Annotated in this window: 14 protein-coding genes and 1 pseudogene; 9 read left to right on the top strand and 6 right to left on the bottom strand. The window is 72.2% G+C overall.

Annotation, left to right across the window (positions count from 1 at the left end; translation table 11 throughout):
* Nucleotides 1–128: 128 nt before the first annotated feature.
* Both ACVW19_RS14705 and ACVW19_RS14700 read left to right on the top strand, forming a co-directional pair.
* The gene (locus ACVW19_RS14705; RefSeq protein WP_457459844.1) at nt 129–821 is read left to right on the top strand and encodes a metal-dependent transcriptional regulator; all 693 of its coding nucleotides are present in this window, start codon (nt 129–131) and stop codon (nt 819–821) included.
* A gap of 553 nt (nt 822–1,374) precedes the next feature.
* Nucleotides 1,375–2,250, top strand: coding sequence for an alpha/beta fold hydrolase (locus ACVW19_RS14700; RefSeq protein ID WP_457459843.1), 876 nt, complete (start codon nt 1,375–1,377; stop codon nt 2,248–2,250).
* A gap of 32 nt (nt 2,251–2,282) precedes the next feature.
* Here ACVW19_RS14700 and ACVW19_RS14695 read toward each other — a convergent pair whose 3' ends face one another.
* The 3 genes and pseudogenes from ACVW19_RS14695 to ACVW19_RS14685 form a co-directional block, all read right to left on the bottom strand.
* Nucleotides 2,283–3,899 (bottom strand): transporter, encoded by a 1,617-nt coding sequence (locus tag ACVW19_RS14695; RefSeq protein WP_457459842.1) that lies wholly within the window; start codon nt 3,897–3,899, stop codon nt 2,283–2,285.
* The gene (locus ACVW19_RS14690) at nt 3,896–4,687 is read right to left on the bottom strand and encodes an ABC transporter ATP-binding protein (RefSeq protein ID WP_457459841.1); all 792 of its coding nucleotides are present in this window, start codon (nt 4,685–4,687) and stop codon (nt 3,896–3,898) included. Before ACVW19_RS14690 ends, ACVW19_RS14695 begins: the two co-directional genes overlap by 4 nt.
* A gap of 475 nt (nt 4,688–5,162) precedes the next feature.
* Nucleotides 5,163–5,822, bottom strand: a pseudogene (locus ACVW19_RS14685) (bifunctional DNA primase/polymerase); the annotation flags it as partial.
* Between the two features lie 381 nt (nt 5,823–6,203).
* On the opposite strand from ACVW19_RS14685, the gene ACVW19_RS14680 reads away from it, so the two are divergent.
* Together ACVW19_RS14680 and ACVW19_RS14675 are read left to right on the top strand one after the other, a co-directional pair.
* Nucleotides 6,204–7,589: a transcriptional regulator gene (locus tag ACVW19_RS14680; RefSeq protein ID WP_457459840.1), complete on the top strand. Its 1,386-nt coding sequence runs from the start codon at nt 6,204–6,206 to the stop codon at nt 7,587–7,589.
* 289 nt (nt 7,590–7,878) lie between these two features.
* Complete coding sequence (locus ACVW19_RS14675) at nt 7,879–9,486, top strand: hypothetical protein (RefSeq protein WP_457459839.1); 1,608 nt, start codon at nt 7,879–7,881, stop codon at nt 9,484–9,486.
* A 124-nt stretch (nt 9,487–9,610) separates the two neighbouring features.
* Here the strand turns inward: ACVW19_RS14675 and ACVW19_RS14670 are convergent, their stop codons facing one another.
* A complete protein-coding gene (locus ACVW19_RS14670) occupies nt 9,611–10,912 on the bottom strand; it encodes an ABC transporter substrate-binding protein (protein ID WP_457459838.1) in 1,302 nt (433 codons plus the stop codon).
* A 117-nt stretch (nt 10,913–11,029) separates the two neighbouring features.
* Here ACVW19_RS14670 and ACVW19_RS14665 point away from each other — a divergent pair, with 117 nt between their 5' ends.
* Together ACVW19_RS14665 and purU are read left to right on the top strand one after the other, a co-directional pair.
* Nucleotides 11,030–11,530, top strand: coding sequence for an SCO4402 family protein (locus tag ACVW19_RS14665; RefSeq protein WP_406726916.1), 501 nt, complete (start codon nt 11,030–11,032; stop codon nt 11,528–11,530).
* Between the two features lie 46 nt (nt 11,531–11,576).
* Entirely contained in the window at nt 11,577–12,458 is an 882-nt protein-coding gene (gene purU / locus ACVW19_RS14660; protein ID WP_457459837.1) for a formyltetrahydrofolate deformylase, read from the top strand.
* Nucleotides 12,459–12,536: 78 nt separating this feature from the next.
* Here the strand turns inward: purU and ACVW19_RS14655 are convergent, their stop codons facing one another.
* Nucleotides 12,537–13,844 (bottom strand): maleylpyruvate isomerase N-terminal domain-containing protein, encoded by a 1,308-nt coding sequence (locus ACVW19_RS14655; RefSeq protein ID WP_457459836.1) that lies wholly within the window; start codon nt 13,842–13,844, stop codon nt 12,537–12,539.
* Nucleotides 13,841–14,437 carry a sigma-70 family RNA polymerase sigma factor gene (locus ACVW19_RS14650; protein WP_457459835.1) on the bottom strand — a complete coding sequence of 199 codons (597 nt, stop codon included), beginning with the start codon at nt 14,435–14,437 and terminating at the stop codon, nt 13,841–13,843. The genes ACVW19_RS14655 and ACVW19_RS14650 overlap by 4 nt, the downstream gene beginning before the upstream one ends.
* A 393-nt stretch (nt 14,438–14,830) precedes the next feature.
* Between ACVW19_RS14650 and ACVW19_RS14645 the strand changes: the two genes are divergently transcribed.
* The 3 genes from ACVW19_RS14645 (at nt 14,831) to ACVW19_RS14635 (ending at nt 17,290) form a co-directional block, all read left to right on the top strand.
* A complete protein-coding gene (locus ACVW19_RS14645; protein ID WP_384205392.1) occupies nt 14,831–15,211 on the top strand; it encodes an STAS domain-containing protein in 381 nt (126 codons plus the stop codon).
* Between the two features lie 228 nt (nt 15,212–15,439).
* Nucleotides 15,440–15,952 carry an EF-hand domain-containing protein gene (locus tag ACVW19_RS14640; RefSeq protein WP_457459834.1) on the top strand — a complete coding sequence of 171 codons (513 nt, stop codon included), beginning with the start codon at nt 15,440–15,442 and terminating at the stop codon, nt 15,950–15,952.
* A gap of 897 nt (nt 15,953–16,849) precedes the next feature.
* Entirely contained in the window at nt 16,850–17,290 is a 441-nt protein-coding gene (locus ACVW19_RS14635; RefSeq protein ID WP_457464615.1) for an ATP-binding protein, read from the top strand.
* The last annotated feature ends 345 nt before the right edge of the window (nt 17,291–17,635 follow it).

Raw genomic sequence — 17,635 nt, 5'->3', positions numbered from 1 at the left:
CCGGCGTCTCCACGGCATGCCCCGGTTGTCGGTGCGATGGGTCAGAATTGAGTCCAGGGCCAGCGCATGCGCCGGTGAGCCGTCCAGCCTCCGGCAGAGCCAATCGCAGATCTCATCGAGGGGCACGTATGTCCGGACTGATCGACACCACGGAGATGTACCTCCGCACCATCCTCGAGCTGGAGGAGGAAGGCGTGGTCCCCATGCGCGCCCGGATCGCCGAGCGGCTCGACCAGAGCGGGCCGACGGTCAGCCAGACGGTGGCCCGGATGGAGCGTGACGGCCTGGTGTCCGTCGCCAGCGACCGGCATCTGGAGCTGACGGACGAGGGCCGTCGGCTGGCCACCCGGGTGATGCGCAAGCACCGCCTCGCCGAGTGTCTGCTCGTCGACGTGATCGGCCTGGAGTGGGAGCAGGTGCACGCGGAGGCCTGCCGCTGGGAACACGTGATGAGCGAGGCCGTCGAGCGTCGCGTGCTGGAGCTGCTGCGGCACCCGACCGAGTCGCCCTACGGCAACCCGATCCCGGGCCTGGAGGAGCTGGGCGAGAAGGACGGCGCCGTCCCGTTCCTGGACGAGGGCATGGTGTCCCTGGCCGATCTCGACCCGGGGGTCGAGGGCAAGACGGTCGTGGTGCGCCGGATCGGCGAGCCGATCCAGACGGACGCGCAGCTGATGTACACGCTGCGCCGCGCGGGCGTGCAGCCCGGCTCGGTGGTCAGTGTGACGGAGTCGGCGGGCGGTGTGCTGGTGGGCAGCGGAGGCGAGGCGGCCGAGCTGGAGAAGGATGTCGCCTCCCACGTGTTCGTCGCCAAGCCCTAGGGCCCGGGGCCTGCCGCCGAATCGCCGCATCGCTGGATCACCACATCGCAACATCGTCGGCTTGAACCCCAACTCGTCTGGCCCGGCAGGGAGTTGGGGTTCCGGTGTGATCGCGCCGAATCCGAGATCCAGTGTGCCGAAGTGCAGCGCTCGCCGGGTTCACGTGCGAGGCTGTCGCGTGAGGCATATGACGCGAGGGGCTCTTGGCCGGGCCCGGCATGATGTCGCCCGGCCGGGGAGGGGCGGAGGATGTGCCGTGAGTACGCGAGGGGCCCCGGCGCCGCACGGCGCCGGGGCCTGTCCTCCCCAGTGCTGACCCGGAGCCCCGAGCTCCCAGGGTCATTCCCCTCGAACCGGTCTCCCCGAGCGGTTCGCCTCCCGATGAAGATCTCCCCTCGGCCACGACGATCAATCCCCGAGGGGTGTCACTCGATCGAGGGGTGTTGGCGGCGGGAACGGGGTTCTCGAAAGCGCATTCGATAACCTGTGCGGGGCGGCAACAGCAGGCAGGGCAAGCAGCACGGCAGGCAGCGAGCTTGGGGGTGCCAACACGATGGCGCGACGTATCGACGTGACGGGGGCGGACGGCGTACGGCTCGCCGCCTGGGAGTTCGGCGATCCCCCCAAGACCGGCGGCGACCCGGCGGAGCACGCCGCCGGGAACACGAGCGTGCTGTTACTGCACGGGCTCATGGGACGGGCCTCGCACTGGGCGTCCACCGCCCGCTGGCTCTCCGAGCGGTACCGGGCCGTCGCCCTCGACCAGCGTGGCCACGGCCGCAGCGACAAGCCCGCGCAGGCCTCGTTCACCCGGGACGCCTATGTCGACGACACCGAGGCCGCCCTGGAGCAGCTGGGCCTCGGCCCGACCGTCCTCATCGGCCACGCGATGGGCGCGCTGACCGCCTGGCAGCTGGCCGCCAAGCGGCCGGACCTGGTGCGCGGGGTGATCATCTGCGACATGCGGGCCTCCGCGCTCGGGGCCGCCTCGCAGCGCGAGTGGGCCCAGTGGTTCAAGGCCTGGCCCCTCCCGTTCGCCACGCTCGCCGACGTGCGCAAGTGGTTCGGTGAGGACGACCCCTGGGTGGAGCGGCCGAACCCGGCCCGCGGTGAGTTCTACGCCGAGGTGATGGCCGAGTCCCCGGACGGGTGGCGGCCGGTCTTCGACCCGGACCAGATGCTCCGCTCCCGCGAGACCTGGGTCTACGACGCGCACTGGGAGGAGCTGGCCCAGGTGCGGTGCCCCACCCTGGTGGTCCGCGGCCTCGACGGCGAGCTGGGGCGCGCGGAGGCCCAGGAGATGGTCCGCGTCCTGCCCCGCGGCCGGTACGCGGAGGTGGCCGACGCCGGCCACCTGGTCCACTACGACCAGCCGGAGGCCTGGCGGACGGCGATCGAGCCGTTCCTGGCCACCCTCCGCACCGGCTGAGCCCGGCCGCCCGTGCCGTTTGTCCGGGGCGCTCAGCCCTTGCTGACCGCGGTGAGGATCTCCGGGAGGCGGCGGGCCGTGCGCGGGGCGGCGAGGCGGAGACCGAGCAGGCCGATGGCTGCGCCGTACACCGTGCCCACCGGGAACAGCAGCCACGTCAGGCCCTCGCCGTCCGCGCTCACGTTCAGCCAGATCGTGAGCGCGATGACCGGCGCGCACAGCACGGCCGCCGCCACCATGCCGCCGAAGATCGAGATCCAGGCGAGCCCGGTCTGCCCCGGCGCGACGTTCTTGTAGCCCTCCTGCGGAATGGAGTACGGGAAGCACGCCGACGTCCACGCGCCGGTCGCGAGCATCGCGCCCAGCAGGGCGAAGGACACTCCCAGGGCCTCCGGCAGCCGGGGCCAGTCCCCGAGCATCGCGGTGGTCAGGACGGTCACGAGCGTGGCGTAGGGCAGCGTGATCAGCAGCAGTGCCAGCGCACGGGCGCGGAGCTCGACGTAGGCGTCCCGGGCGTCGGAGATCGTCATCGCGACCATCCAGAACGCCGAGGTGTCCTGCCCGAACTGGTTGTACATCATGATGCCGAGCATCCCGGCGGCGAAGCAGGCGAAGTAGACCGAGCCGGTGCCCTGCCAGGCGTTGAACACCGGCACGATCAGCCCGATGGCCAGCGAGGTCACCCACGCCGCCTTGGTCTTGGGGTCGCGCCAGACGTAGCGGAGGCTGCGCTCCATGACCGTGCCGGTGCGTCCCGCGGGCAGCAGCCGGGCGAGCCCGGTCGAGGCGCGGTCGCGCACGGCCGCCTCGCCGCTCTGCAGGGTGGAACCGTCGGGCGAGGTCATCAACCGGGTCAGCGACCGCGACCACAGCGCGAGCAGCGCCACCAGCGCCCCGACGCTCAGGGCGAACTGGGCGACGGCGGTCCCGTACGAACCCTCGCCCACCGAGTGCACCGCGCCGATCGCGGACGCCGGAGGGATCCACCGCACCACGTCCGCCGCCGGCTCGAGCTGCTCAAGACCGGAGGAACCGAGCCGCTGCGCACCGAAGTTGACCAGTTGCGCCCCGATCGCGATCAGGAGTCCGCTGAGCACCGCGAGGTCGCGTCCCCTGCGGCTGGTCAGCAGCCGTACGTTGGCGGTGGCGACCGCGCGGGCCAGCGCCACGCACACCAGCAGCGCCAGCGGGACGGCGAGGACGGCGAATACGGCGGAAACACCGACGGCGAACGCCGCCCCGCCGTGCGCGACGGCGATCACCGAACCGACGAGCATGCACAGCGTGAACAGCGGACCGATGCCGACCAGCGAGGCGACGAGCAGGGCCCGCACCAGCGGCCGGGGGCGCAGCGGCAGCATCACCAGCCGGGTCGGGTCGAGCGTCTCGTCACCGCTGGGGAAGAACAGCGGCATCACCGCCCAGCCCAGTGCCAGTACCGCCACCAGCAGCACGACCAGCGACTCGGCGTGGTCGACGCGGCGCAGCACGACGAGGCCGATGAGCTGGAGCGCGGCGAACAGCAGGGCGACGACGGCCGAGGCGATGTACGCGGCCTTGCGTCCACCGGACTGCCGCAGTCCGTTGCGCAGCAGGGACAGTTTCAGCCGGACGACGACGGGGGTGAGCGCGGGGGCGGGGGCGCTCACCGGGATCCGCCGCCCAGCCAGTCGAGCTCGGAGCCGGTGTCGCGGCCGTGCGCACCGACGAGTTCCAGGAACGCCGTCTGGAGCGAGGGCGCGTCCCCGCGCACCTCGGCGAGCGGTCCGTGGGCACGGATCCGGCCCGCGGCCATCACCGCGACCCAGTCGCACAGCGACTCGACGAGTTCCATGACGTGGGAGGAGAACACGACCGTGGCGCCGGACGCGGTGTACCGCTCCAGGACGCCCCGGATGATCTGCGCGGAGACCGGGTCGACCCCCTCGAACGGCTCGTCCAGGAACAGTACTTCGGGGTTGTGCAGGAGCGCGGTGGCGAGGCCGATCTTCTTGCGCATACCGGTCGAGTAGTCGACGACCAGCTTGTGCTGGGCCCCGGCCAGGTCGAGGACGTCGAGCAGCTGGGTGGCGCGCTTGTCGACCTCGCCGCCGGGCAGGCCGCGCAACCGGCCGGAGTAGGCGAGCAGTTCACGCCCCGACAACCGCTCGAACAGCCGCAGACCCTCCGGCAGCACCCCGATCCGTGCCTTGACCTCGACCGGGTCGCGCCACACGTCGTGTCCCACGACCTCGACGGTGCCCTGATCGGGCCGCAGCAGCCCGGTCACCATCGACAGCGTGGTGGTCTTCCCCGCTCCGTTCGGCCCGACGAGCCCGATGAACTTGCCCGCGGGCAGCTCCAGATCGATCCCGGCCACCGCGATCTGCTGACCGAACCGCTTCCAGAGCCCCTGTACACGTACGGCGGATGAACCCACACCTGCTCCCTCCGTCATACGGGCACCCTACGGGGGAGGGTGATCCGCGCGGGGCCGGATCCCCCCCGGACACCTACCGCCCCGACCGACTGCGCACCAAGCCGACCGGGGCACCTCCACGGATACCCACGAGCCTCACCGGCCTCACCGGCCTCACCGGCCTCACCGGCCTCACCGGCCTCACCGGCCTCACCGGCCCTACCGGTCCTGCCGGTTCTGCCGGTTCTGCCGGTCCCGTCGGTCCTGCCGGTTCTGCCGGTTCTGCCGGTCCCGTCGGTCCCGTCGGTCCTGGTGGTCCTGGTGGTTCCGCCGGTCCTGTCGGTCCCGTCGGTCCCGGTGTTCCGTCGGTCCCGGCGGGCCGGGGCCCTGACGGTCCCGGCGGGCCGGGGCCCTGACGGTCCCGGCGGCCCTACCGGCGTCGGCGGTTCTACCTGCCCTGCCGGTGCCTGCGGTCCTGTTGGTCCTGCCGGTCACGGCGGTCCTGCCGGTCCTGGCGGTCGCGGCCGCAGGCGTAGGCGAGGGGGGAGATCAGTTCCGTCGCGTCCGGCAGCCAGCGGTTCGCCGGGGTCGGCCTGCTGGCCCACTGCACGGCCCCCCTGGACCCGAACCGCGTGGGCGGCGCCGCCACGTACGCCCCCTCGCCCCGCACGCTCAGATCGAGCGGGGACAGCGACCAGCCCAGGGAGCGGATCAGACCCGGCACCTTCGTCGAGGCGCCGGGGAGCACGAAGAACTCCATGCGTCCGGCCGGGCTCAGGGTCACCGGACCGAGCGTCAGTTCCATCCGCTCCATCCGGGCCAGCGCCAGGAACCCGGCCGTCTCGGGGACGGAGATCGTGTCGAAGGCGTGGCCGGTGGGCAGCAGGATCGAGGCCGTCGGCCACATCTGCCACATGCGGCGGACGGTGGTCGCACTGCCGGTGGCCTGGGCCGCCCAGTCCGAGCGCGCCGGGTGTGCGCCGGGTGCCGGGCACTCCGCGACGCCGCACGAGCAGCGGTGCACCCCGTTGACGGCCTCCAGCCAGGTGCCCGCGAACACGTCCCAGTGCCGCTCCTCGGTATAACGCACTGCGGTCTCCAGCAGGGTTTCTCCGCGCTGCTTCGGGATGTGTCCGGCGCCGGTGCCCGGGATCGTCTCTTCCACGATGAACACAACTACGTCCGTCACCAGGGGTTACGCCCGTGTCCATGCGCGGGGGAGGAGCACTTGCTCCGCGCCCGGGGCGCATGGGTGCATCCGCGGGGGCGCGCAAGAGGATCCACGTCCCCGGGTGGGTAGCCAGGAGTGGGTGACCGGTGGCGGCCGGCCGGCGGCCGCGACCGGGAGTGGACAGCCGGACGGGGCAGGCATCAACTGTTACCCCGGCAATCCGTACATGCCTCGCATCTTCGGCACCTCGGCGGGGCATTGATCTTCAGGGTCGGAACTTTTGCTCCCGGTCGAGAGGAGATGTCAGGAGATGCCGGGTCTCCGGCCGCGGAAGACACGTCAACTCGGTGCGTGGGCAGGCACCGCAGCCACAGGGGGTGTGCCATGGCCGCAAGGCCTCTCGTCGCGCGGCAGCCGAACGAACGACTGCAGGCGCTCATTCAGGAAGCCGGGTGCTCCAACGCCGGGCTGGCCCGCAGGGTCAACCTGTGCGGCGCCGAACACGGCCTCGACCTGCGCTACGACAAGACGTCGGTGGCCCGTTGGCTCCGCGGACAGCAGCCGCGGGGCCGGGCGCCGGCGATCATCGCGGAGGCGCTCGGACGCAAACTGGGCCGCACGGTCACGATCGACGAGATCGGCATGGCCGACGGCAAGAACCTCGCTTCGGGCGTCGGTCTCCAGTTCTCGCCGACGGTACTGGGGGCCATCGAGCAGGTCTGCGAGCTGTGGCGCAGTGATGTGGGCCGGCGGGACTTCCTGTCCGGCTCCTCCGTCGCCGCGTCCGCCCTGGTGGAGCCGAGCCGGGACTGGCTGATCTCCGCCCCCGACTCGCAGGTGGCGCGCTCGGTCGGGCCGCGGGTCGGGCGGTCCGACGTGGCGGCCGTGCGGTCGATGACGCAGGCCCTGGTGGACCTGGACCACCAGTACGGCAGCGGGCATGTGCGTCCGGTCGTCGTGCACTACCTCAACAGCGTCGTCTCGGGGCTGCTCGCGGGGTCGTACCGGGAGGCCGTGGGAAGGGAGTTGTTCGCGGCGGTCGCCCGGCTGACCGAACTCGCCGGATACATGGCGATCGACACCGGGCAACCGGGCCTCGCCCAGCGCTACTACATCCAGGCGCTGCGGCTGGCCCAGGCGGCCGGCGACCGCGGCTACGGCGGGTACGTACTCGCCGCCTCCATGAGCCATCTGGCCGCGCAGCTCGGAAACCCGCGGGAGATCGCGCAGTTGGCGCGTGCCGCGCAGGAAGGCGCGCGGGGCCGGGCGACACCCCGCGCGCAGGCCATGTTCCGCGCGGCGGAGGCGCGCGGGCACGCGCTGATGGGCGACGCGCACGCCGCGCAGATCGCGGCCGGGCACGCGATCAGTGCCATGGAGGCGGCCGATCCGGCGTCGGGGGACGATCCCGTGTGGATCGCACACTTCGACGAGGCCTATCTGGCCGACGAGTTGGCGCACTGCCACCGGGACCTGGGGCAGGCCGAGGCGGCCGCGAGGTGCGCGCTCGAGTCCCTGGCCGGGCATCCGGAGTCCCGGGCGCGGCGCCGGGCGATCGGCTATGTACTGCTGGCCACCGCGCAGGTGCAGCAGCGGGAGGTCGAGCAGGCCTGCAGTACGGGCCTGAAAGCGGTGGAACTGCTCGACGGACTCAGGTCGAACCGCGGTGCCGAGTACCTGGAGGACTTCCGGCAGCGGCTGGAGCCGTATCAGGAGGAGCCGGTGGTGAGGGAGTTCGGCGCACGCGTCGCCCTCCCGACCGCGGCATGAACATGAACGTGGGCAGGGGCACGAGTACCGGTACCAGTTGCGAGTACGAGTACGCACGGTGGCGGCGTCGGCGGATGAACGGAACGGGCGTCGGCGGTGAACGGGCGGCCGATGCGGAGTTGACGCGGGACCGGGGTGAAGGAGGGGCCATGAACAGCGTGTGGTGACCTGGTTCTGTTACCGCGGTCACAGGGCGGGAGCGCGGGATCCGTGCTGCGTGGCACCGGGCTCCGGGGACCCGGTAGCGTGAGTCGACGATTCACAAGGTCCCCCATGTGTAGGAGTCCCGGTGACGCAGAGTGGACAGGGCGAGGAGCCCTCGGCGCGCCCCGCGCGCGAAGGCATCGTGCTGCCCTCCGACGGTGGCGAGCCCCTGTTGCCGGGCGGGTCGGCCGGTCCGGTCGCTCCGGGCGGTACGGGCGGGCAGGCGCCCGCCTCGGCGCCGCCCGGCGGCCAGACCTGGGGGACGCCCTGGGGACCGGAGGAGCAGTTGCCTGCCCCGTCGCAGGGTCAGGGCTGGCAGTCCCCGCCCGCGCAGCAGTGGGGCCCGCAGGAGCCTGCCCCCTGGGGCGCGCAGGACCCGGCCGCGAGCGGGTACGGCCAGGGGCAGCACGGTCCGGGGCCGCTGCCGCCCGAGGGAGGGCAGGTCCCGGCGTACGGTGCCCACACCCCGTACGACCCGTCCGTCCCGATGCCGCCGCAGAACGGTTCCTCCTACGGCGTTCCCGCCGTCGACGCGTACGGCTCCGCCGCCGCGGGCGCGCTGCCCGACGGGTCGGAGGGGGCCACCCAGTTCCTGCCGCCGGTGCCCGCCGCCCCCGTGGACGAGGGGGCGACGCAGTACATACCCCCCGTGGACGAGGGCGCGACGCAGTACATACCCCCCGTGGGCCCGGGGGCGCTGCCCCCCGAGATGCCCGCCGCACACGGCTCCGAGGCGACCCGGTACCCGGGCCCGCCCGCGGGCAACCCCGACGCCGAGGCCACCCAGTTCATGGCCCCGGTGACCGACGGGCCCGGGGGAGCCCCGTACGGCGCCGCACCCGGCGCTCCGGCCGACGACGGGAACCGGCAGCCGCCCGCCGAGTTCGACAATCTCTTCCGCGGCGCGGGCGGCGACCCGGGCGCGGTCGGCTCCACCCAGCAGCTCCCCCGCTTCGAGCATCCGCAGCCCGCCCCCACCCCGCCCGGTCGGGGCGGCGGTGGCGGTGGCCGGCGTGCCGCCCGTGGGGGCGACGGCGGCGGCCGGAGCGGCCGTACGGGGTCACGGGTGCCGCTCATCGCGGCGGTCGGTGTAGGTCTCGTGGTCCTGGGCATCGGCGCGGGCGCGCTGCTCGGCAGCGGAGACGACAGCGGAGATGCCGACGGCAAGAAGCAGCCCGTCTCCGCCACCGCCCCCGCGAGCGAGGAACCCGAGGCCGAGGCCTCCCCCACCGTCGACCCGGTCCGCCAGCAGGCAGTGGAGCTGGACAAGCTGCTGGCCGTCAGCGGCGACAGCCGGACCGCCGTGATCAACGCGGTGGCCGACGTGAAGGCCTGCCGCAATCTCGACCAGGCGGCCAAGGACCTGCGGGACGCGGCCGACCAGCGCAACCAGCTGGTCACCGACCTCTCCGGTATCGAGGTGGACAAGCTGCCCGACCACCAGGCGCTGAGCGCCGCGCTCACCAAGGCGTGGCAGGCGTCGGCGTCGGCCGACGACCACTACGCGGCCTGGGCCGACCAGGTGGCGGGCAAGAAGGGCTGCAAGAAGGGCCAGGCCCGCACGACCGGTCAGACCCAGGCGGGCAACCGGGCCAGCGGCACCGCGACGGAGGAGAAGACCAGGGCGGCCGCGCTGTGGAACGCGATCGCCAAGCAGCACGGCCTGACCGAGCGGCAGCCGACCCAGCTGTGACCGGCTTCCGGCGGCGGGGGCGGCGGGGCGGCGGAGGAACAGCGGAGAGGGCCGAGCCGGCGGACGGCCTCCGTCCGCACCCTGCCCCTCCGCACCCCGCCCCGCCCTCGCCGCGCCCCGCGCGTCACACCACGTCGGCTTCGTGCAGGGTGTCCGTCACGTCAATGAAGCCCTCACTGCCGGCCACCAGCCGCCCGTCCTCGACCTTCTGCAGGGTCACGTTGGCGTTGACCAGTCGCGGGAAGCCGACGGCGGCCAGCTTGTCCTGGAAATGCCAGCGCAGGGTGGGGGTGAGGCCGCCCGTCTCGACCTTCAGCCCCTTGTTCAGCGTCCGGGTCACGCTGCCCGAGCTCACCTCCTCGTCGCCGAGCGACTCGAGGACCTGCTTCAGCACCGTGTAGGCGATCCAGGTGGTCTGCACCCCGGCGTCGGCGGGGTCGATCCGGTTGTCGCCGAACGCCTCCTTCTTGATCACGTCCTCCATCGGGTCCCAGAGCGCGTCGCTCGACGCCGGGTACCAGCCGGTCACGTACGACCCCTCGTACGGGCTCGACGCGCCGCCGGACGTGTTGATCGTCGTCTGGTCGACGCTGCCCATCACGGTCGCGGTGCGCACGTCGGGGTAGTCGGCGCGGGCCCGCCGGAAGGAGTCCATGAAGGTGCCGGTGCGGTCCCCGAGGGCGGGCACCACACAGCCCTGCGCCTCCGGGTCGGTGGTGCTGGTCTCCAGGGCCCGCTTCGACTGCCCCTCGTACTCGGTGGCCTCCTCCTCCGCCCGCTGGTCCGCGGTCGGCTCATGGCCGCCGGCGGACAGGCCCGAGTCGAGCAGCGGGGGCAGCTGGTCGCCCGCGATGGTGTCCGGCCGGATCAGGGTGACCGGCCCGCAGGAGTCGGCGAGGGCGCGGCCGAGACCGGCCAGCAGCGCCGGCTGGCCGCCGTTGACGGGGTAGGACAGCGGGCTGGTGAACTCGTCGGTGGTGATGCCGTAGCCGCCGATGTACGGGATGCCGGCACCCTCGAGGGTGGGCAGGAAGGCGTCGGCGTGCTGGCTGTACGAGCCGACGACCGCGACGGCGTTCTCCTTGACCGCGGTCCGGGCGCACCGCGCGGCGGCCACACTGTCGTTGCGCTCGTTGCACGTGAGGACGTTGAGCTTGCGGCCGTTGATGCCGCCCTCGGAGTTCACCCAGCGGGCGTAGGCGCGGGCGAAAGCGGGCATGCCGGGCTTGTTGGTGGCCTTGGTCTCCTCGGGCGCCCAGGTCATGACGGTGATCGGGTCGTCGTCGGCCCCCCAGGTGCCGGGGACGACTCCGCAGCCGGCGGCGAGCGTCATCGCGGCCAGCGCGCCCGTGGTCATGACGCCGGCTCTGAACGGCCGGGAGCGTCGGCGGGGAAGGGAACTGCTGCGAATGCGACTGCCGGTCATGTTCACACACGATTCCCTCACATCGCCAACCCCGGGGTGACCCACGGTCAACGAGTGGTGACATGGAAGTGAATTAAGGGGTCGGTGTGACCCCTGGGGAGTGGAAACGTACGATCGATGACCGTGCAAGGTTCGGAGAACTCTTCCCGCCGCGGCCGTCGCTCATCCACCATGGGCGGCATGCCACTCAACGACATGCCATGGTGGCGCTGGCGCAGCAATGTGCGCTCCGCGCTGCACATGCTCTCCGACCCCGGGTTCCAGCAGGGCGTCTGGCTGGCCGGGGTGGACGGCTACGGTGACGTCACCGACGCGGTCTACCGGCTGGTCGAGGACACCTGGCTGGACAACTGGTCCGCCGAGAAGTACGTCGGCACGATCTTCCGCGACTCCCAGGAGGCGGCGCTCGTCGACACCGCGGTGCTGCGCGTGCTGCGGATCATGCACCAGGTCGGTCCGGACGCACCGGTCACCGCCTACCTCGCGCACGAGGGATGGCCGGACGCGGTACGGGCCGCGCGGGACGCGCATGTGCGGCTGGCGGTGAGCGACGGGGAGGACCCCGACGCCGCGCCGCGGACCCTCGAGGTGCTGAACATCCTTACGCGGTCCGCGTAGCGGGACGGCTCCTCGTCCGCGACCCGCGTATGGGACCCTTTTCCGCATGAGTGAGCAGCCCGTTCGAACAGAGGCCCCGGCCGACCAGTACGTCCTGACCCTGTCCTGCCCCGACAAGCAGGGCATCGTGCACGCCGTGTCGAGCTATCTGTTCATGACCGGTTGCAACATCGAGGACAGCCAGCAGTTCGGCGACCACGACACCGACCTGTTCTTCATGCGGGTCCACTTCTCCGCCGAGGCGCCGGTGACCGTGGACAAGCTGCGGGCGAGTTTCGCGGCGATCGGTGACTCGTTCCGGATGGACTGGCAGATCAACCGGGCCGACGAGAGGATGCGCATCCTCCTGATGGTCAGTAAGTTCGGCCACTGCCTGAACGACCTGCTCTTCCGCGCCCGGATCGGCGCGCTGCCGGTGGAGATCGCCGGAGTGGTGTCCAATCACACCGACTTCGCGGAACTGGTGGCTTCGTACAACATTCCCTTCCACCACCTGCCGGTGACGAAGGACACCAAGGCGGAGGCCGAGGCGAAGCTGCTGGAGATCGTGCGCGAGGAGGACGTCGAACTCGTCGTGCTCGCCCGCTACATGCAGGTCCTCTCGGACGACCTGTGCAAGCAGCTCTCCGGGCGGATCATCAACATCCACCACTCCTTCCTGCCGAGCTTCAAGGGCGCGAAGCCGTATCACCAGGCGCACGCCCGGGGAGTGAAACTGATCGGCGCCACCGCGCACTACGTCACCGCCGACCTCGACGAGGGCCCGATCATCGAGCAGGAGGTCGAGCGGGTGAGGCACGACGTCACCCCGGACCAGCTCGTCGCCGTCGGCCGCGACGTGGAGTGCCAGGCGCTGGCGCGCGCGGTGAAGTGGCACGCGGAACGCCGCATCCTGCTGAACGGGCGGCGGACGGTGGTCTTCGCCTGAGGGCGGTGGTCTTCGCCCGAACCGCCGGCCTCCGGACCCGGGGCCTCGTGCTCCGTCCGGAAGGGCCGAAGGGCCCGGCTACATCCTGCTCAGTGAGGCCGCCGCCAGAAGGACCTCACTGATGGCCTCCTTGTCGCCGACCTGCCCCGCGGCCGCCTCCCGCGGGGGTACGTGGCCCGCGGCCAGGCGGCAGAACTCCGATCCGTCGAGGGCGATGTGGGCCACCTCGTGCTCGGCGGAGCCCTGGGCGGCGGGGGAGTCCAGCGGGATCAGCCACTCCCCGCCGCCGGACCCCTCGATCTCCAGCCGCAGGCTCCGCCCCGGCGCACCGGCCGCGACCAGCCGCCGCCCGCCGGGTGCGTCGGTCCCGGAGCGGCGGCGTGCCTCCAGGACGGACGGCAGCATCCGCGCGGCCAGGTCGACCATGCGGTGCAGATGCCGTCCGGTGGGCGGATCGTACGGGTAGTCCACCGCCTCGGCGATGTCCTCCGCGTGCACCCAGCACTCGAAGGCGCGGTCCAGCATCGCGTCGTGCAACGGCAGCTCGAAGTCGCCGTACGGCACCGCCATCCGCCCGGCCCGGCTGCCCGTGAAGGACACGGTCCGCACCAGGTCGTGGGTCTGCGCACGCCAGGGTGCCCGTACCGAGCGGGTGGGCGGGGAGTGGGCGGCACTCCAGTACGCCTCGGTGCGGGCCGACGGGGTGGACCGCTCGGCCGACAGGCCGCCGAGCGGGTCGTCCAGCCCGAGGGCGACCGCGACCAGGCCGTCGACGGTCAGCAGATGCGCGATGACCCCGGCGACCGTGGTGCGGCGGGTGGTCGCCTCGTCGGCCTCGTACCAGCGCAGCCGCACGGGTGCGTGCCACTCGGTGTCGCCGAAGTCCTGGAGCAGCGCGTCCAGCCGGGCCGTCTCGGCGTCGTAGGCGGCGGCCCAGTCGGGTACGGGTATGCGCGGCGGGCGCCGCTCGAGGCAGGACTCCAGGACACGGGTGCGCAGCCCCGGGTCCAGATCGAGGCTCTCGGGGCGCTGCAGCAGCCCGACCGCGTCGCGCAGGCGCAGCGCCTCGTCGGCGCAGGCCCCGCAGTCGCCGAGATGCTCCTCGACGGCCGCCGTCTCCTCCGGCGCACAGGCGGCCAGCGCCCACGCGCCCAGCAGTGACCTCAGCACCCGGTGCTCCAGCACCAGCGGCTCGGCCGGCCGCGGCGCGACCCCGGAGGAGGGCTCGGGCACCGACGCCGGCAGGGGCGGCCCACCGTCCTCACGCGTACCGTCCGCCCCGTTTCCCGGGGCCGTGTGCGGGCCTCCGGCGGCGGTGTCGGCGGCGGTGTCGGCGGTGGTGTCGGCGGTGGTGTCGTCGGACGGCTCGAAACGGTCGTCGCTCACGCCGCACCCCCGATGCCGGGCGGGGTGTCCAGCCGTGCCGTCCCGGTGTCGTGAGCCGTGGCCAGCAGCTGCAGGCCCAGCCGGAGGCGGCGGCGGGCCTCGTCCTCGGTGACGCCGAGGTCGGCGGCGGTCTGGTGGTAGTCGCGGCGCTGGAAGTACGCCTGCTCCAGCGCGGCCCGCAGCGGTACCGGCATGGCGTGCACGATGTAGTCCGCGCGGGCGGCCACCGAGGCGTGGCGCACCTGGCGCTCCAGTTCCTCCGCGTCGCCGGGCGAGCTGTGGGCGCTGTGGGCGAGCGCCGCCGTCCTGGTCGCGCGCAGCCGCTCGACGGCCAGCCGGTGGGTCAGCTCGGCGACCCAGGTGCGCAGCGGGCCCTGCTTGGGGTCGTAGGCGTCCGGGTGCTCCCAGACATGGGCGAAGACGTCGCGCGTGATGCCGTCGGCGGCGCGCTCGTCGTCGAGGACGCGATGGGCGAGGCCGTGCACGAGGGAGGCGAACCGGTCGTAGAACTCACCGAGCGCCGCGGCCTCCCCGCGGGCGAGCCGCTGCTGCATCTCGCGGTCCCAGTGAGGCGGTACGTCCCTTTTCGTCATGCGGCCCCTTCACCCCCTGTTCTCCCCCGGCGCACCGGGCCGGTCGTGCCCGGGTCCAGCGTGTGCCCACCGACTCCATGAATGTAGTCGGCACGTCGGAGAACGCACGCCCCTTTGTGGCAATGTGCGCCCCCCGTCGAGCCGCAGGTGGTAGGGGGCCGCCCGCGGGCACGTCGGACACCGTCCGGGGCGTGCCTACCCAGCTGCTCGCCGATCGGAACTGACTGGATCGGATCTGAACAGATCCGAACAGACCGAATTGGATCGAAGCCGACTGAAACAAGCCTTTACTGTTCGGTAACGGTTTCCCGGGTCGCGTTTCAGGGCACGGCCGGTGGGCAGCCGCGCTGCAGGGAAGCGTAGGTGTTTCTTCCGTTTCGGCGAGCGAAGGGCGTGGTGGTGGCCTTCAAAGTGACCGACGGGCAGCAGGGCGAGTGGGCCGTGCTCCGGGTGTCGGGCGAGCTGGACCTGGTGACGTCGCCGGTGCTGCGTCAGCGGGTGCACGACGCGGTGGCCGACGGCAGACACAGCCTCGTCCTCGATCTCTCCGAGGTGTGGTTCTGCGACTCCAGCGGTGTCGGGGTGCTCATAGCCACCCGCCGGCTGCTGCGTTCCTGCCAGGGCAGTCTGCGATTGATCCTGCCCGCCCACGGGGCCGCCGACGGCAGTCACGTCAACCGGGTCCTCGGTGCGCTCGGCGTCCGCCGCCTCTTCGACGTGCACCCGGACGTCCCGTCCGCGGTGGACGGGAGCTCCCGCCCGCTGTCGGCCTGAGCCGGCCGCCGACCCCCGGGGTGTCGCGTGCATCACGGACACCGGGGCACACGCGCACCACAAGCACCACGCGCACCGCACATACCACGAAAGGTGCCGTGTGTCACATGATTGACCCTGAATTCTCCCATTCTTGGCGCAAGCGTCGTTTCCGAATTCATGAAGCCGCCTCGCACGACGTACCCTCCGAGCGAGACGACCCTCTGAGTAAGGCGGCCTGAAAGAAACATGGTCACCAGCGAGTACGAGCGCCGGATCGCGGCCCGGTTCGCCACCTTCGACCAGGACGGCAACGGTTACATCGACCGCGAGGACTTCAGCGGAGCGGCCAAGGTGCTGCTCGCCGAGTTCGGCACGCGGGCCCGCTCCGACAAGGGCCAGGCCCTGTACGGCGGCGCCGAGGCCTTCTGGCAGGGCATGGCGGCCATCGCGGACCACGACGGCGACCAGCGCATCACCCGCGAGGAATTCGTGACCGGCGCGGTGAAGCGGCTGCGGGACAACCCGGACCGGTTCGCCGAGATCGCCCGGCCCTTCCTGCGCGCGACCCTCGCCCTGACCGGCCCGGACGACGACGGCGCGGTCGGCGTGACGGACGTCGCCCGCGTCCTGAAGGCGCTCGGTGTTCCCGAGGGGCTCGCCGGCTCCGCCGCCGCCACGCTGGACACGGACGGTGACGGCAGGATCGGCGAGGAAGAGATCGTACGGGGCTTCGCCCGCTACTTCACCGTCCCCGTGTAGGGCCGGTTTCCACGTCACCGGGCGGCGCCGCTCCAGGAGCGGCGCCGCCCGGTGACGTGTTCGAGTGCCTTCAGCGCCCTCGGTGCCTTCCGCAGGGGCGGCGCCCACGCACACGTGCGGGCCGCGGCGCAACACGCCCGGAGCCGTGAACGGTTCGGCCGTGGCCGAACGGGCCCTTCCGGGCGGTGGCCCGACCGGTGCGCCGGGATGCCGGCCCGCGCGGGGAGCGCCCGCGCCGCCGTCCACGGGGCGGCCGTCACCGCCGACCCCGCAGACCCCGCGGTGGCCCGACTGCTCGCGAAAACGCCTGGGTGCGGACCCGGAGTGCGGGGATGGTCACAGAGGGTGAGGGGAGTCCGCTGTCGAACCGCCCGCCGGAGCGGCCCGTCCCGCGCCCCGCCTGCGACGTCCTGGAGTGCTCCCGCTCGGATGTCGCGGATTGTGGCAGAGCGAGGTCACGGAGCGTTGATGCCGTGTTGTGTCCTATGTGTGACTCGTCACGGCCCGGAGTCGGCTGCCCACTCCGGTACCTTGTGTGGGATGCGAGTGGTCGTGAGCACGCACAGCACGGGATTTGCCTTCGGGGCGGCCCCGGAAATGTCAGCGTCTGCCACTGTTCGCCGTGCGACCAGGCCTGCCGCCACCGCCTGTTCGGCCGGCCGGGGCGGGCGTCGCACAGTATGCCGCACGAGTACTCCTTCGCGCTGGAATATGCCCGAAGCGCTTGTTGGCGTGACTGTACGTCAACCATGCTGTCCCGTAAGGGACTCACGTTCCGTGACCCCTGTCCCGGCCGTTGTTCTGGCCATGCAGAGAATGGCTACGATCGTGGCCCTCGTGAGGCGCGAGTCCAAGTGTCCGCCGGTTCGGATGGTGTGAGCGGTGCAGGTGCTTCAAGTGCAACTGGAGATCCGGCCCGACCCCGCTGAGGTGGGGCGGGCCCGGCAGTGGACCCGCTCACGCCTGGCCGGGTCGGGTATAGAGGCCGACGGGCCGCTGTCCGAGACGCTGATCCTTCTTGTCTCGGAGCTTGTCACCAACGCCGTCGTGCACACCGGCTGTCCGGCCGTACTGAGACTGTCCCTGACGGATGCGGCGGCCGGGGAGGCCACCGTCCGCCTGGAGGTGGCCGACCGGAGCAGCAGGGCGCCGGTGCCGCGCTGTGCGGGCGGCGACGCGACCGGTGGGCGCGGACTCGCCCTCGTCGACGGCCTGGCGGACCGCTGGGGGTGGAGTTCCGACGGCACCGGCAAGCGCATCTGGTGCGAACTGGACCGCGGCGGGGCCGCGCAGGAGCCCGCCCCGGCCTGTGGCGGAGTCGCGTACGAGGCGGTGTAGGTCGCGGGTGGGGCCGGCGGGTGGACGCGCGGCCTGTCGGCGTACCGGTGCACGGATGCACGGGGGGACGGTCTCGCGGGCCGGAGTGTGAGCCGGTGCGCCGGGTGTGCTTCCGTGCGCGGCGACGAATAACCGGGCATATGGCGCGGAATCACCCGTAAGGCCATGAATCGGCATTGACGTGCCGTGACTGCTTGATCACTCTGTTCGTCATCGATTCGCTGCGAGGGGACGGCGAGGGCTTCGACGACGGGAGTCCTCGGCGAGTGTGGGTCGTGACTGCGGCGTCGGTTGCCTCTGCGGCCGAGGGAACCCGGGGAGGGAGCGCCGGAGTCGGAAGGCGGT

The organism is Streptomyces sp. TE5632 (assembly GCF_054061295.1).
This window is presented reverse-complemented; position numbering and strand designations above follow the sequence as displayed.

Bases quoted from the DNA above. Each gene is read 5' to 3' on its own strand.
- ACVW19_RS14705 (WP_457459844.1), top strand. From the start codon at position 129: ATGTCCGGACTGATCGACACCACGGAGATGTACCTCCGCACCATCCTC.
- ACVW19_RS14700 (WP_457459843.1), top strand. From the start codon at position 1,375: ATGGCGCGACGTATCGACGTGACGGGGGCGGACGGCGTACGGCTCGCC.
- ACVW19_RS14690 (WP_457459841.1), bottom strand. From the start codon at position 4,687: ATGACGGAGGGAGCAGGTGTGGGTTCATCCGCCGTACGTGTACAGGGG.
- ACVW19_RS14680 (WP_457459840.1), top strand. From the start codon at position 6,204: ATGGCCGCAAGGCCTCTCGTCGCGCGGCAGCCGAACGAACGACTGCAG.
- ACVW19_RS14670 (WP_457459838.1), bottom strand. From the start codon at position 10,912: ATGACCGGCAGTCGCATTCGCAGCAGTTCCCTTCCCCGCCGACGCTCC.
- ACVW19_RS14665 (WP_406726916.1), top strand. From the start codon at position 11,030: ATGACCGTGCAAGGTTCGGAGAACTCTTCCCGCCGCGGCCGTCGCTCA.
- purU (WP_457459837.1), top strand. From the start codon at position 11,577: ATGAGTGAGCAGCCCGTTCGAACAGAGGCCCCGGCCGACCAGTACGTC.
- ACVW19_RS14650 (WP_457459835.1), bottom strand. From the start codon at position 14,437: ATGACGAAAAGGGACGTACCGCCTCACTGGGACCGCGAGATGCAGCAG.
- ACVW19_RS14640 (WP_457459834.1), top strand. From the start codon at position 15,440: ATGGTCACCAGCGAGTACGAGCGCCGGATCGCGGCCCGGTTCGCCACC.